This window comes from Emticicia sp. C21 (assembly GCF_003418935.1).
In the GTDB taxonomy this organism is placed as follows: Bacteria; Bacteroidota; Bacteroidia; order Cytophagales; family Spirosomataceae; genus Emticicia.
Window position 1 is genome coordinate 81,863 of record NZ_QVMT01000007.1, and the last position, 14,079, is coordinate 95,941.

A 14,079-nucleotide genomic window follows, 5' to 3' on the forward strand; every position below is an offset into this window, starting at 1 on the left:
ATAATCTACACCTCATTTGCAAAAGATTTCTCAACAAGAATAGCTATGAAAAAACCTAAGCTGCTTTTGCCTGACCTGAAAATACTGTTACAAAACCAAAACTTTATATTACAGTACCCGACCGAGACAGAGCCACGTTTTCAAGCATTTTTTGAAAGCGTTGAAATGTTGGCTCTGTTAAATAAAATCAGTTTAAAGAAACGCCTGAGCAGCCAGATTTATTTAGCCATGATTCATTTCCAATTCAAAGATTTTATTCAATTAAGCTCCCCTGGCCGGTGGCAACTATCCCTATTAGTATTGATTGGAAGAACTTTGGGTTACCGAATTTAAACAAACAAAACCATGAAAAAAACCTTACTATTATTGATGCTACTGCCTACCATACTATTAGGCCAGAACTACACTATTCAGAATAATACCAATAGTCTTATTCTGACACCACAGGGTATCCAAACTCAAAAAGATAAGGGAAGCTATCTCTTGAACGATAATGTTTCGCTAGGCTACGATGCTCTTAAAAACAATAAAGCGTATAGTGGCATTGGTGTGGGCAATACCGCTATTGGTTTTCAGGCACTCAGAGATAATGCCATTGACTCTTTAGGTGGCACTTATGGCTTTTACAATATTGGTATAGGTTCCAATGCTTTATTACAAAACCAGACAGGGTATCTGAATACCGCCATCGGAACTGATGCACTATCACTAGGTACTTTAGCCAGAAGAAATATAGCCATAGGTGCATCAGCCGGGAGAGATATAGATGCCGATTATAATATTGCCATTGGTGTAAATGCCATGAGTGGGCGAAAATATGGGAATAGAAACACTGTTATTGGTCATGAAGCGGGTGTATTTTCAGGCTCTCCTACAACCGTTGATAGTGCGAATGTATTGATAGGCTACAAAGCGGGCTCAGGCATTAGCTTAGGAAGCAATAAACTTTACATCGCCAATTCAGAAACCACTAACCCATTAATCTGGGGAGATTTCAATTTGAAGTACTTGGGTATAAGTGGAAAGGTAGGTATCAACACCAAAACACCTGCTAACAATCTTCATGTAAATGAGGCTTTTGCTGCTAATAATTTTGCTTCCTTTACAAATAGCATTACCGGTTCAACTGTTAATGATGGACTTATTGTGGGTATTACAGGCGCAGCTGATGCCTATATTCTGCAAAAAGAGAATAAAAGCCTTTTTTTTGGCACAAATAATTCGGTAGCCATGGGTATCAGGTCTACCGGTAACGTTAGCATCGGAGGCGCTCCTGCTGATTTCAAACTTCAGATATTTAATGGTGACCTGGCTATCACGAATCAGCTTGATAATAAGCATTGGATACTAGGCTATAATGCCAGTGCCGATTATTTTGGCATATTTGAGCAACTACTCGCAGCACCTCGACTCGTCATCGCTAATGGTGGCAATGTGGGTATTGGCACTTCTACCCCTACCAGTAAATTACAGGTAAGCAATGGCATTTTCACCTTACACAATTCGGCTGATAACAAGCGTTGGTCATTGGGATATGACGCAACTGACGACTATTTTTATATTGATGAACTAGGTATTGCCCGCAGGTTTTATATCAAAAACGGAGGTAATGTGGGTATAGGACTGGATAATCCCTCTGAAATGCTTCACGTTTGGGACAATATTCAATCGTGGAATTACTATGCTGAAAATAATATTGGTATCCGCACAACTAACCCGGATTTCCCCTTAGAAATTAATGGAGCCTCTAATCGTAATTATAGTTATGGTTATCTGAATAGTACCGCTCATACCGGTACGGCATCCGGGGCAAATGATTATTCTATGAAAGCTTCGCACCGGATATTAGCTACAGAATTTAACGCCTATTCTGACGCCCGCCATAAGAAAGTATTAAGCTTAGCTGATAATAAGCAGGATTTAGCCCTCCTGAATCAATTACAGGTAAAGCACTATCAATACATTGACACCATTAGCAAAAGCAACTCACCAAAGTATGGCTTTATAGCTCAGGAAGTGGAAAAAGTTCTGCCCGAGGCTGTTACAAAAATCGGCACTGAATATATACCTGATATGTTTTGCCTAGCTACAAAAACAATATTTGATGAAGGTAAACATGAGCTCTATATCACATTACCTACTGCCCATAGTTATCAGAAAGGTGATATGATAAAAATTATTACTAACAAGGAGCACTTTAAAACCGTGTCCCAAATAATTGACAATCAAACAATTGTAGTGGGAAACTGGTTAGAGAAAACAGATAAAGTTTTTATCTTTGGTAAAAAAGTAAAGGATTTCCGCACAGTTGATTACGACAGAATCTTCACACTAGGTATAAGTGCCATTCAGGAACTGAATAGAGAGCTGGAAAACATGAAAACAGCCTACGAACATAGGCTCTCGGCACTTGAAACGAAAATGAATAGTATTCTCAACCAAAACGGAAAATAACATGAAAACTATCCTATTATTACTATTACTGCCCACTTTACTTTTTGCACAGATAGATTCAAAAGTACAAGCCGGTAAAACTTCTCTTGTCGGTAAATGGACAAATAACCAATTCGGTTTTGCCATGGTGCTACAACTCAATGCCGATGGAAGTGGCAAGTTTGATGAAGAAAAAATCACCTACACATCTACAGCTACCATACTATCAATGAAACAGGATGGTGAAACAACCAATTATAAATACGTTTTACAAAATGGACAATTAACGCTTTCAGGCGGAGATTTAGATGCACCTATCACTTTTGCCAAAGGTGATGGCGCCACGAATACTGCTACCGCTGTTCAGAAATCTACTCCTACTACCTCACCATCAACCAAATCCGGTGGTTCATCTATTGTTGGTACCTGGTCAGGCAATGGAGAAACGATGGTTTTCCAAGCAAGTGGACAAGGTTCGTATAATGGGGTTGGTTTTCAGTACAATACATCGGGCAATAATGTATCTATCACCGGAGCCACAGGCACTACTACCTTGCAATATGCAGTCAATGGCAATTATCTGACTTTAAGTGGCAATGGCACAACAGCTATTCTGCAAAAAGGCACAGCCAATGGATCAACAGCAGGCGGATATGGGCAAACATCGACTGGCAATTCAGGCGGAGGTGGTGGTATAGACCAGAGTATTGTAGGTAAATGGTGCTGGGCAAATACTTCTTCTACTTCGTCAAGTAGCTATAATAGTACCAAATGTATTGTCATTAATGGCAACGGCTCTTATGAATATTATGCCGAGGGCTCAATCAGTGGATACGGTGGTGGTGGTTATGGAGGGTCAAACAGTAAAAGTTCTGATAGAGGGACCTGGAAACTGGAGGGAAACAGAATACACGTGCAATCTCAGGCAGAGGGATACAAAGTGTATTCTTTTGAAAAGCGGAATCACCCGAAAAATGGAGATCCAATGATAGTGATTGATGGAGACACTTATGTAACCTATTACAAAAAAGCTCCCTGGAGATGAGATATACCCAAGCACGCCAGCCATTTTACATCCGTAATAGTGCTTATATTATCTTAAGTACAGGCTTACTATTTCTATTAGGTGCAATATTTATCTATAGTAGTCAATATGCTTTTATGAAAGAAGCGCGTAAAACCACAGGTCTTGTAACAGGTTTTGATATACCCAAAGGTAAAGTGCTCAAAAGACCAGTTATTGAATTTTATACTTCTGCCCAAAAAAAGCATACTTACTATCATTCAGAGGGAACGAATCCTCCGAAATACAAGAAAGGTGAGGAAGTAATAGTATATTACAATCCGCTGAATCCTGAAGATGTGAGTTTGGGATATAGCTTCATTCCCATGATTATCCTGAGCATATTCGGGTTGGTATTTACAGGAGTGGGTATAGCTATACGAAGATAAGTATATGCATAAACACTGAATAGACGATTTAAAAAATCGTCATACATATTAAACCTTATTATCATATATTATACAAATCATGAACAAAACAGACCCTCTCAGATATGTAATGCTCCTTTTCCTGCTTATAGGCGTTGGTTTTCTTGGTGGAGCTATCTATTCCTATATCTCTCACAAAAATTTCATGGCATCAGCCACTAAAACTAGTGGAAGAGTCATAAACCTACACTCCAATAGAAGAGGCAGTAAGGCTCCTGTGGTTGAGTATAGCGATGCCAGTGGCAAAGCCCATTTTTATTACCACAATGTCTATACGAAACCTTCTGCTTATGATTTGGGCGAAACTGTAGAACTCTACTTTAGTCCTGCGGATCCTGAAGATGCTACTATGGGTGGCATTTCAGTAATGGCTATTATTTTTGGGTTTATAGGCTTCATCTTTACCTTAATATCAGTTGTTTGTATCAAGGTTTTTTGGAATCAACCAGCAGTCATCTTACCTCAAAAACGTTATTAGTTCTTGCAGTGCATTATCTCAGTTTCTTGCTCTGTCTTTGGGTCATTAAATTATTTCTGTAATTTCTCTGCTCTTCACGCTCTAAATGTATACCGTAGGCAGAGACGCATCCTAATGCTACAACTTGCGAAACTATAAATAATACAACTATCATGGCTTTAAATGTTTTACATAATATATATATCAAAACATTTGCCAAGTCAGAAAACAGCCTAAAAATCAGTTTTTTGGGGAACGAGTTCCCCAAAAAACTGTGAATTTGTGTGATTATGCCTCCGTATAGCTTTAACTCTCCACTTATCAAGAATCCTCTATAGACGTACAACGACTCAATAATAATTTAGCAGGTAGTCTTAACAATGATTCAAGACAGGAATATCTGGATTTCATAATTTTCGATTATCTTGCATCTAAGGATTTACTTATTCATAGTTATTCAAATGAAAAACATCTACTTCATCACTCTACTTCTATTAATTGGTATGCAGTCTTTGGCACAAATAAGCCCATCAGAAAAATTTAAGAATGAAATACAGGCAAAACTTAGTACAGTTGAGGGAGAATTTGCCGTAGCCTTTAAGGATTTACAGACAGGAAAAACGTTATTTATCAACGAAAAAGACAATTTTCATGCAGCCAGTACCATGAAAACCCCTGTCATGATAGAGGTTTTTAAACAGGCACGAGCAGGAAAGTTCAAATTATCTGACTCGATTGTAGTGAAGAATGAATTTAAAAGCATTGTAGATGGCAGCTCATACAGTTTAGATATTACCGACGATAGCGCGGATGATATGTATAAAAAAATCGGCAGAAAAATGACTATCTACGACCTCACCTATCAGATGATTATCGTGAGCAGTAATCTGGCAACGAATATTCTGATTGATCTGGTTGATGCCAAAAATGCCAACGCCACCATGCGCACTTTAGGAGCCAATGATATTCAGGTATTACGCGGGGTTGAAGATAATAAAGCGTTTAAATTAGGCATGAATAATACGGTTACCGCCTATGACCTCATGACTATTTTTGAAAAACTAGCTCAGGAAAAGGTAGTAAGCCCGGAGGATTCAAAAGGCATGATTAAAATATTACTTGACCAGAAATTCAGAGAAAAAATACCTGCTAAACTGCCTGCAGAAGTAAAAGTAGCCCACAAAACAGGTTCCATTACTGGCGTACAGAATGACTCCGGCATTGTATACTTACCCGATGGCAGAAAATATGTACTGGTACTGCTTTCAAGAAAATTAAAAGATGAGAAAAAGGGTGTTGAAGCCCTTGCAGATGTTTCAAGAATGATATTTGATAATTTTCAACACTGATTAACTCTCTTTCTCCAAAAACTCCTTAATGCGGTGCGTTTTGTCTTTGCCTACTAATTCAATTAGAGCCTCATCAGGCGCATTCTTGATATTAGAAATAGTCTTGAAGTGTTTCAAAACTTTGGTTGCTGTTAACTTTCCAATACCCGGTGCGCTTTCCAGACTACTTATCAGGAAGTTCTGACTACGGCGGTCACGGTGGTGCGTGATACCAAAACGGTGGGCTTCATCACGGCAACGCTGAATCAGTTTCAAAGACTCAGATTTTTTATCAATATATAATGGTAACGTATCTTCCGGGAAATAGATTTCTTCCAGACGTTTGGCAATTCCTATAATCGGGATTTCGCCATATAAACTTATTTCTTTGAGTGCTTCACAAGCCGCTGATAATTGCCCTTTTCCACCATCAATAATTATTAAATCAGGCAAATCAGCTTTTTCTGCCAATAATCTTGTATAGCGTCTTGTCACTACCTCCTTCATCGTAGCAAAGTCGTTAGGCCCCTGTACGGTTCTCGGAATATAATGCCGATACTCTTTTGGTGAAGGCTGTCCGTTAATAAAGCAAACCATAGCCGACACCGGATTAGTGCCTTGTATATTAGAGTTATCAAAGCATTCAATATGACGCGGCAGGTTTTTCAATTGTAAATCCTGTTTCAGTTTCACCAATACACGGTCACGCTTATTAGTTGCTCCGCTAGCAGCAATGGCCTCTCTCTCTGCTTTTTCCTTTCTGAAATACACCACATTTTTCAACGACATATCCAACAACTTACGCTTATCCCCTATCTGTGGCACCGAAATATCCACTTTCATATCTATCGTTACAGGAATATTTGTCACTATCTCTTTCGTTGTGCTTTCGTATTGCTGACGAAGCTCCACAATAAACATCACCAGAATTTCTTCGTCTGTTTCCTCCAGTTTTTTCTTTACATCTAAAGTCTGTGTGAGCGTAATTGTCCCATTAATGACTTTCAGATAATTGATGTAGGCCGTTGTTTCATCAGAAGTGATACTGAATACATCTAAATCCTTAATAGCCGGATTCACTACCGTTGCCTTGCTCTGGTAGTTTTGCAGAAAATCAAGTTTCAGTTTAAACTGATGCGCCTCCTCAAATGCCAGCTTTTGGGCAGACTCCTGCATCCGCTGTTCAAAGTACTGTTTAGCCGGAGCCAGGTTACCCCTTAGGATATTATGCACCTGCTCAATCTCTTTGATATAATCAGCTTCCGTTTGCAGATTTTCACAGGGCCCTTTACAATTACCTATATGATATTCGAGGCATACCTTGAATTTTCTGGCATCAATATTTTCCTGTGAAAGATTTAGGTTACAGGTACGAATGGTATATAACTGGCTGAACATTTCGAGCAAAGCATACATCGCTTTTGAATTAACAAAAGGCCCGTATAATTTCCCTCTAGATTTATCTTCTATACGCCTGGTAGTAATTACTCTCGGAAAACGCTCGTTGGTTACGCATACATAAGGATACATTTTATCATCCCGCAGTAGAATATTATAGCGCGGCTGATATTTCTTAATCAGTGTATTTTCAAGTAGAAGTGCGTCAAATTCGGTGGGAACAATCGTAAATTCCAGTTTCCGGATACTTACTACCAAACGACGCGTCTTTTTATCGTGGCGATTAAAATTAGCAAAATAACTGGTTACTCTGTTTTTTAAATTCTTGGCTTTTCCAACGTAAATCACTTCTCCATCGTCGCCAAAATAACGATACACGCCTGGCTCTTCGGGTACTCTTCCCAACTCTGTTTTATAATCAAAAATTATCTCAGACATAAACTCCTACAATATTATCTCACTAATTAAATATTAACAGTATGACTGGTTAATGTGTTCAAAATCTAACGAATACTTATATGCATTTAGCCTTTATTTTTTAACAAAAAACTAAATTAAGTACAAAGCCTCAATAAATTGATAATATTGGCTGAATTTCCATGAATCAGGTGAGTTTTTAATATAATTAATATAAACTGAATAATATTTGCTTATACGGTTTATGTTCTTTACACTTGTTATACGACTAGAATCTATTGTGTATATAAAGTTTGATAGCAGGCTACCTCAAAACTCATTCAAATGACAAAACAAATCTATAATCCGTTTATTCTTGCACTGAAAGCTTACAATCTTACTGTGGAAATCCACCATCATTCTGCTTATCAGATTGTTTTGTCAAATGATAGTCCCTTTACTTCAACTATTAACGGAAAATTATACGAAGGCATTCATGGCTTTCTGATTAAACCACACGTTACTCATTTGTGCAATGCCGAAAAAGGGACGTTAAGTATTTTAAACATAGAACCTTATTCAACTATTGGTTTAAAGCTTTCAGGCAGATTCGGCAAGAATCAAGATTATATCGTTTTTAACTCTAAAACCGATATATATACTTTTTTTCAAATCAAAGAAGATAGTTTTGATATTTATACAATCATTAACGCTTTACTTTTAAAACTATCAACAACTAATTACGATGAAAGAGTGACAAAAATAGTAGAATACATCAAAGCCAATTTCTTCGAACAAGATATAACCCCACAAACTTTTGCTGATATCGTTTTTCTTTCCCCCTCTCGTTTAGCTTCACTTTTTAAACAACAAACAGGCAGCAGTTTGTCTAAATATCTATTATGGACAAGGTTGCGTCAGGCCGTTTATCTGGCACTTGCTGAAAAAGACAGAACCCTTACTGACATTGCCTACGATACAGGTTTTTACGATTTGCCTCAACTCAATAAGTATATGTATGAAATGTTTGGCATGCCGCCCAAAGCCCTAAAGCAGAACAGTGATTTGATACAAGTTTATTAGTGCGGGGGTTTGCAATTTTGTGCTATCATTTAAACAATTAAATAAAAGCACAATGAAAGCAATAGTATATCAAAAGTTTGGAAACACAGATGTTTTGCAAACCATAGAAGAGCCTAAACCTTCTATTCAATCAGATCAGGTTCTGGTAAAAATAAAAGTAGTATCCATTAATCCTTTAGACTGGAAAATCAGAAAAGGAGAAATGAAACTGATGTCAGGCTCTAAGTTCCCTAAGCATACAGGAACTGATTTTGCTGGTATCATTGAAGAGACAGGAACATCAGTATCTGGTTTCAAAAAAGGAGATGAGGTTTTTGGAACAGTAAAAAATAATATGAAAGATGGTGCACTAGCCGAATATATTGCTGTGCCTACTACATCAGTCTGGAAAAAACCTATACACATCAATTTTGCACAATCTGCCTCTATTCCCACAGTTGGTGCCGCGGCTGTAACAGCATTGCAAAAAATGGGAAACATTCATGCACAAACTGAAATTCTGGTAAATGGTGCAACAGGTGGTTTCGGCATGTTCTTGCTACAATTATTAAAACAAAAGCAGGCAAACATAACGGCAGTTACCAGTACAAAAGCCATTGCCTTTGCAAAAAAATGGGGAGCAGATATAGTAGTTGATTATACGAAAGAAAATATTCTTACTCAAAACAAAGCCTATGATATCGTAATTGATTTATCAGGTAAAATGGGTTATGCAAATGCTAAACAGATGATGAAATCTAAAGCCTTATTTTTAAACCCGACACCAAAACCTATTGAAATTCCCACTTCGCTTTTTAAAAATTTATTTACGAGCAAAAAACATATAGTCGTTCTTTCAAATCCATCCACAGAAAACATGGATATTCTGCTAGATGCAGTCAACAATGGGTTACAAATTGAAGTAAGTAAAGTGTTTCCATTTGCTCAATCTAAAGAAGCTTATCAATATGCTGAGCAAGGCGGTTATATCGGTAAAGTAGTTATAGAATTCAATTAAGCAGTCTTCTAAAGAATCGGTAAAAGCAATAAAATATAAAAACAATCTATCTAAATAGTAATATATATGAAAAGCAATATTAAAATCATAAAAGAAAATAACGGGAAGCATTTCTCTGTAGTCGGTGACACTTATCGAACTATTATTTCAGGCAAACAAACCAATGGCGAATATGCCATAATTGATATGCTGGTTCCTCTGGATGGAGGTCCCCCACCCCATGCGCACGCATCATTTCATGAGTCATTTTATATCGTTGACGGAGAGCTTGAATTTAAAACAGAGGATGGAAAATACATAGCCAGAAAGGGCGACTTGGTAAACATTCCGAAAGGCGGCGCAATACATAGCTTTAAAAATACAAGTAAAGCTATGGCTCATCTGCTATGTACGGTTGTTCCTGCCGGATTGGACGATTTTTTCGAAGAAATTGGTACACCAGTAGAAGAAGGAGAATTTTTACCACCCCATCATTTGAGTGAAGAAGAGATAAAAAAAGTAGTGGCAATTGCAGGAAAATACGGTCAGGTTTTATATCCACCTGATTATCTGGATAAATAAATAAATAAATACAATCCGTCTCAAAAAGATGTTTCAGAAACGTGTAATCAGATAGTATGAAAATCACAAACAACAGCTAAAAAAATTGAAAATAATTTTAATTGTTTGTGACTTTCTGAAAAAACGCCGTCTAAATAGGCAAACAAATGAATGTTGTGATTAATAACCTTTGCTTGTTTAGTGTCCAAACCCCTATAATTTACATTTCTAGCTTTATTGCTGTATACACTTACACTAAGAAATATTATCGAGAAGCCAGCTTTTGAAAGCTGGCTTTTTATTTTCAAAAAATTCTATCAAACATTTGGATAATATCAGAATCTGCGTTTACTTTGCATTACAAAGTTCTTTTTAAATAAATCATGAATCTAAAGAAGATTACTATCTCTTTTACTGTTAGTCGCCCAACCCTGAGTCTGGTTTTACTAACACTCCTGAGTTTTGTGCTTTTGATTGCAGGTGTTATTAAAACACAGCAATTAAGAGGTATATATTTATTATGGAATCTATTCCTGGCCTGGGTGCCTTTATTTTTTGCCCTGGTAGCACGCAGGTCTCAATCTTCGGATCGAATCTCTATAAAGTTTCGCCAGCCTGTTATTTATCTGTGCCTGGCGCTATGGCTCTTGTTTTTTCCGAACTCACCTTATATCATTACTGATCTAATTCACTTGACCGAATCGCAAAGACATATCCTTTGGTTTGATTCTGTAAGTTTCTTTATAGTTGCTCTGGCAGGACTAACCACAGGTTTATATTCTATGTATGTCGCACATCAGATTGTTCAAAGAATTACCAGTAAGTTCTGGGCATGGAGTATTCTATCCATTAGTGTAGTATTATCCGGTTTTGGCTTATATTTAGGTCGGTTTGTTCGTTTCAATAGCTGGGATTTGTTTACAGACCCTATTTTTCTGTTCCGGAAATCTTTTCAGGAATTACAGAATCCCCTGGCTATTCAAACAACTATGGTGTTTTCATTAGTAGTGATGGTGTTATATGTTTCTTTAAATCTGTTGATTCCTCCGTCATATGAACGTACCAAAAATGTTGCGTAGTTTTAAGTTTGCCTTTCAGGGTATAGGGGTGCTGATGCAGGAAAATAACGCCAGATTTCACCTGTTTGCTACAGTTGTGGTAATTCTGACAGGTTTGCTGGTAGGTTTAAGCAGTGCTGAGTGGTCGGTCACATGTATTATAATCGGATTGGTGTGGGTAGCAGAGGCATTCAATACTGCTTTAGAGAAATTATGTGACTTTGTGACGACGGAACAACACCCATTAATCGGAAAAGTAAAAGATTTATCAGCCGCCGCAGTTTTAATTATTTCCTGCGTTGCGGTAATTATCGGAATTATTATATTTTTGCCTAAAATATTAGCTAATCTATGAACGAACACCTTGAACAACTCAAAGAGATCCGCTCGATGATGGAACGCTCCTCTAAGTTCCTATCACTTAGCGGGCTGTCAGGTATTTCGGCAGGTATTTGTGCTTTAGCAGGTGCTTGGTATGCACATCAGAAAATTCATGTGGATGCACTTTATCATTTATTTGACCCACAAGTAAGAGAAGAAATAGTTCCTCTATTAGTGATAGATGCACTGATAGTACTTATTTCTGCTTTAGTAACGGGAGCTTTCTTTACCATACGCAGAGCCAGAAAAAAAGGATTTAAAATGTGGAATTCAACTTCAAAGCGTTTGTTGGTTAGTATGCTGATACCACTTCTGGCCGGAGGTGCTTTCTGTATAGCAATGCTTTATCATGGCTTTTTCTGGTTATGTTTCCCGGCCACGTTAATTTTTTATGGTATTGCTTTAGTCAATGCCAGTAGATATACCGTTCACGACACATTTTATTTAGGTATCAGCGAAATCATTATAGGAATAATAGCCCTATTTTTGGCGCAGTGGAATCTTAATTTCTGGGCATTAGGTTTTGGTGTGCTTCATATCATTTATGGAGCAGTGGTGTATTTTAGGTACGAAACAAAATAGTTATTTGTCAGGCGAATAACTCTCGCTTGACGCTGAGTTATGAATTTATTACAGAATTTTAATAAAGCATTTGAAAGCAAGGCCCGATTAGGTATTATGTCGGTGCTGATGGTCAATGATGAACTTTCTTTCAATAATATGAAAGAACTATTGTCGCTGACCGATGGTAATCTGGCTACACATTTGAGGGCATTGGAAGAAGCAAATTATATATCTTTTAAGAAAGAGTTTATCGGTCGTAAACCAAGCACAGTATATTCAGTAACGGACGAGGGGAAACAGGCTTTTAATGAGCATTTAAATGAATTAGAAAAATTCATTCGAGGTGCTTGATTATAATTTTTTTATCTTTTAACTTTGAAAAACAAAGTACTTTTAAATAACCAAGATTATGTCTTCTACTAACCTCAAAGTTTTAGCACTTGCATTACTGACTATTCTCTTTAATTATTTTTTCTGGGAGGAAAAAGTAGGAATTAACCTACCACTATTTAGTAGTTTATTAATTGGTTCACTTATATATTCTGACAAAATAAAGCTTGATTCTCTAGCAATAAAAGTTGCCTTAGGCCTCACAATCTTTACCGGAATTTTGGTGGTAATACACAATTCTGTGATAAGTGTATTTACTCACTTTTTTTCTTTCATTGTATTAGTTGGTTTTTTGCATCGCCCTCAACTGACAAGTGTAAGTAGTGCCATGTTTCAGTTTGGTGTAAATGCCCTGATGAGTACATTTGAACCCATTATTTTATTGGCTAGTACAAACAATCATCGCAACAGAAATACCAGCAAGTTCAATTGGGTTTTTAGAATTACAAAGCTATTAATTATACCAGTAGTGGTCTTCTTTATTTTTCTCTCAATTTTTAAGGCTGCTAATCCAATTTTCAGCAATATGCTGGACACAACCTTTTCAGGATTTTTTCAGGCATTCAATCAATTCTTTTACTCCCTCTCCCTTCCACATCTGATATTTATTCTTTTTGGGGCATTTATCATTATTTGTGTTTTAAAAAACTGGGAAAGAGCGAAAGGTATTCACAAACTTTTTCAATTTCAAAGTCCAAAGATTTTACAATCCCCCGAAAATCTCAATGAGACTAATGCAAAAAACGAGTATAAAACAGCTTTAATACTTATTTGCTCTGTAAACGTATTGCTCCTTATCATCAATATTATCGATATACGGTTCATCTGGTTTAATGTAGGTGGAGATTTGAAATCTGCAGTGGAATTATCACAACTAGTACATAATGGTACTTACCTGTTAATCTTCAGTATCCTTCTCTCAATTGCCATCTTGCTTTTCTATTTCCGGAAAGACCTGAACTTCCTATCAGATAATAAATGGCTTATTACTGCATCGTATATCTGGATTATCCAGAATGGTATTCTGGTTATTTCAGTTCTATTACGCAACTACGAGTATATTATCAATTACGGATTGACACATAAACGTATTGGGGTTTTCTTCTTTCTATTGCTTACTTCTGCCGGATTAGTGCTGATGTGGCTGAAAATCAAAAAGCTGTATTCATTCCTCCACTTGTTTAAACAAGCAGGTTGGGTATTCTACATAGCATTTATAAGTCTGGCAATTTTCGATTGGGACAGTATGATTGCCCGATATAATCTAAGCACACAGAGTGCTGCTAATATTGATTACAAATATTTATATGACCTCTCTAATAGAACACTTCCTATTCTTTACGAAAATAAAGAGAAAATAATAGAACGAATTAAGCAGAAGCCTGCTATGGATCATGAAAAGGAAATTAATAAGCTAAACAATAAGATAAAAAGATACTTATCCGAGCAACAAGGTTATACCTGGGTTTCATGGGATTTATCCAATAGCAAAGCTGTCGACTATTTTAAAGATAAGAAATTAGAGGATTACACTCCTCCTGTGACAAAAAACCAATAAATCTT

Annotated in this window: 15 protein-coding genes; 14 read left to right on the forward strand and 1 reads right to left on the reverse strand. The window is 36.9% G+C overall.

Translation table 11 applies throughout. From position 1 onward, the window contains the following. The first annotated feature begins 45 nt into the window (after positions 1-45). From D0T08_RS16925 to D0T08_RS16950, 6 genes are all read left to right on the forward strand, one after another. Positions 46-333, forward strand: coding sequence for a hypothetical protein (locus D0T08_RS16925; RefSeq protein WP_116983858.1), 288 nt, complete (start codon positions 46-48; stop codon positions 331-333). A gap of 12 nt (positions 334-345) precedes the next feature. Continuing rightward, positions 346-2,454 carry a tail fiber domain-containing protein gene (locus D0T08_RS16930; RefSeq protein ID WP_116983859.1) on the forward strand — a complete coding sequence of 703 codons (2,109 nt, stop codon included), beginning with the start codon at positions 346-348 and terminating at the stop codon, positions 2,452-2,454. 1 nt (position 2,455) lies between these two features. Beyond that, positions 2,456-3,478 carry a hypothetical protein gene (locus tag D0T08_RS16935; protein ID WP_116983860.1) on the forward strand — a complete coding sequence of 341 codons (1,023 nt, stop codon included), beginning with the start codon at positions 2,456-2,458 and terminating at the stop codon, positions 3,476-3,478. Beyond that, positions 3,475-3,885: a DUF3592 domain-containing protein gene (locus D0T08_RS16940; RefSeq protein WP_116983861.1), complete on the forward strand. Its 411-nt coding sequence runs from the start codon at positions 3,475-3,477 to the stop codon at positions 3,883-3,885. The genes D0T08_RS16935 and D0T08_RS16940 overlap by 4 nt, the downstream gene beginning before the upstream one ends. Positions 3,886-3,964: 79 nt before the next feature. Continuing rightward, positions 3,965-4,402: a DUF3592 domain-containing protein gene (locus D0T08_RS16945; protein ID WP_116983862.1), complete on the forward strand. Its 438-nt coding sequence runs from the start codon at positions 3,965-3,967 to the stop codon at positions 4,400-4,402. A gap of 440 nt (positions 4,403-4,842) precedes the next feature. Then, positions 4,843-5,730 (forward strand): serine hydrolase, encoded by an 888-nt coding sequence (locus tag D0T08_RS16950; RefSeq protein ID WP_116983863.1) that lies wholly within the window; start codon positions 4,843-4,845, stop codon positions 5,728-5,730. On the opposite strand, the gene uvrC is transcribed toward D0T08_RS16950, so the two are convergent. Beyond that, a complete protein-coding gene (uvrC, locus tag D0T08_RS16955) occupies positions 5,731-7,545 on the reverse strand; it encodes an excinuclease ABC subunit UvrC (RefSeq protein ID WP_116983864.1) in 1,815 nt (604 codons plus the stop codon). A gap of 303 nt (positions 7,546-7,848) precedes the next feature. Between uvrC and D0T08_RS16960 the strand changes: the two genes are divergently transcribed. From D0T08_RS16960 to D0T08_RS16995, 8 genes are all read left to right on the forward strand, one after another. Continuing rightward, positions 7,849-8,586 carry an AraC family transcriptional regulator gene (locus tag D0T08_RS16960; protein ID WP_116983865.1) on the forward strand — a complete coding sequence of 246 codons (738 nt, stop codon included), beginning with the start codon at positions 7,849-7,851 and terminating at the stop codon, positions 8,584-8,586. A 52-nt stretch (positions 8,587-8,638) separates the two neighbouring features. Next, the gene (locus tag D0T08_RS16965) at positions 8,639-9,583 is read left to right on the forward strand and encodes an NAD(P)-dependent alcohol dehydrogenase (protein ID WP_116983866.1); all 945 of its coding nucleotides are present in this window, start codon (positions 8,639-8,641) and stop codon (positions 9,581-9,583) included. Between the two features lie 66 nt (positions 9,584-9,649). Continuing rightward, on the forward strand, positions 9,650-10,144 hold the full coding sequence (locus tag D0T08_RS16970) for a cupin domain-containing protein (RefSeq protein WP_116983867.1): 495 nt from the start codon (positions 9,650-9,652) through the stop codon (positions 10,142-10,144). Between the two features lie 362 nt (positions 10,145-10,506). Then, positions 10,507-11,202: a DUF1361 domain-containing protein gene (locus tag D0T08_RS16975; RefSeq protein WP_116983868.1), complete on the forward strand. Its 696-nt coding sequence runs from the start codon at positions 10,507-10,509 to the stop codon at positions 11,200-11,202. Beyond that, positions 11,177-11,536 carry a diacylglycerol kinase family protein gene (locus tag D0T08_RS16980; protein WP_116983869.1) on the forward strand — a complete coding sequence of 120 codons (360 nt, stop codon included), beginning with the start codon at positions 11,177-11,179 and terminating at the stop codon, positions 11,534-11,536. The genes D0T08_RS16975 and D0T08_RS16980 overlap by 26 nt, the downstream gene beginning before the upstream one ends. Then, positions 11,533-12,144 carry a hypothetical protein gene (locus D0T08_RS16985; protein ID WP_116983870.1) on the forward strand — a complete coding sequence of 204 codons (612 nt, stop codon included), beginning with the start codon at positions 11,533-11,535 and terminating at the stop codon, positions 12,142-12,144. The genes D0T08_RS16980 and D0T08_RS16985 overlap by 4 nt, the downstream gene beginning before the upstream one ends. 39 nt (positions 12,145-12,183) lie before the next feature. Beyond that, entirely contained in the window at positions 12,184-12,477 is a 294-nt protein-coding gene (locus D0T08_RS16990; protein WP_116983871.1) for a transcriptional regulator, read from the forward strand. A gap of 58 nt (positions 12,478-12,535) precedes the next feature. After that, positions 12,536-14,074 carry a DUF4173 domain-containing protein gene (locus tag D0T08_RS16995; protein WP_116983872.1) on the forward strand — a complete coding sequence of 513 codons (1,539 nt, stop codon included), beginning with the start codon at positions 12,536-12,538 and terminating at the stop codon, positions 14,072-14,074. Positions 14,075-14,079 lie beyond the last annotated feature (5 nt).

Excerpts from the sequence above, each read along its gene's own strand:
- uvrC (WP_116983864.1), bottom strand. The coding sequence starts at position 7,545 with ATGTCTGAGATAATTTTTGATTATAAAACAGAGTTGGGAAGAGTACCC.
- D0T08_RS16985 (WP_116983870.1), top strand. The coding sequence starts at position 11,533 with ATGAACGAACACCTTGAACAACTCAAAGAGATCCGCTCGATGATGGAA.
- D0T08_RS16980 (WP_116983869.1), top strand. The coding sequence starts at position 11,177 with ATGAACGTACCAAAAATGTTGCGTAGTTTTAAGTTTGCCTTTCAGGGT.
- D0T08_RS16950 (WP_116983863.1), top strand. The coding sequence starts at position 4,843 with ATGAAAAACATCTACTTCATCACTCTACTTCTATTAATTGGTATGCAG.
- D0T08_RS16960 (WP_116983865.1), top strand. The coding sequence starts at position 7,849 with ATGACAAAACAAATCTATAATCCGTTTATTCTTGCACTGAAAGCTTAC.
- D0T08_RS16945 (WP_116983862.1), top strand. The coding sequence starts at position 3,965 with ATGAACAAAACAGACCCTCTCAGATATGTAATGCTCCTTTTCCTGCTT.
- D0T08_RS16925 (WP_116983858.1), top strand. The coding sequence starts at position 46 with ATGAAAAAACCTAAGCTGCTTTTGCCTGACCTGAAAATACTGTTACAA.
- D0T08_RS16990 (WP_116983871.1), top strand. The coding sequence starts at position 12,184 with ATGAATTTATTACAGAATTTTAATAAAGCATTTGAAAGCAAGGCCCGA.
- D0T08_RS16930 (WP_116983859.1), top strand. The coding sequence starts at position 346 with ATGAAAAAAACCTTACTATTATTGATGCTACTGCCTACCATACTATTA.
- D0T08_RS16995 (WP_116983872.1), top strand. The coding sequence starts at position 12,536 with ATGTCTTCTACTAACCTCAAAGTTTTAGCACTTGCATTACTGACTATT.
- D0T08_RS16940 (WP_116983861.1), top strand. The coding sequence starts at position 3,475 with ATGAGATATACCCAAGCACGCCAGCCATTTTACATCCGTAATAGTGCT.
- D0T08_RS16970 (WP_116983867.1), top strand. The coding sequence starts at position 9,650 with ATGAAAAGCAATATTAAAATCATAAAAGAAAATAACGGGAAGCATTTC.
- D0T08_RS16935 (WP_116983860.1), top strand. The coding sequence starts at position 2,456 with ATGAAAACTATCCTATTATTACTATTACTGCCCACTTTACTTTTTGCA.
- D0T08_RS16965 (WP_116983866.1), top strand. The coding sequence starts at position 8,639 with ATGAAAGCAATAGTATATCAAAAGTTTGGAAACACAGATGTTTTGCAA.
- D0T08_RS16975 (WP_116983868.1), top strand. The coding sequence starts at position 10,507 with ATGAATCTAAAGAAGATTACTATCTCTTTTACTGTTAGTCGCCCAACC.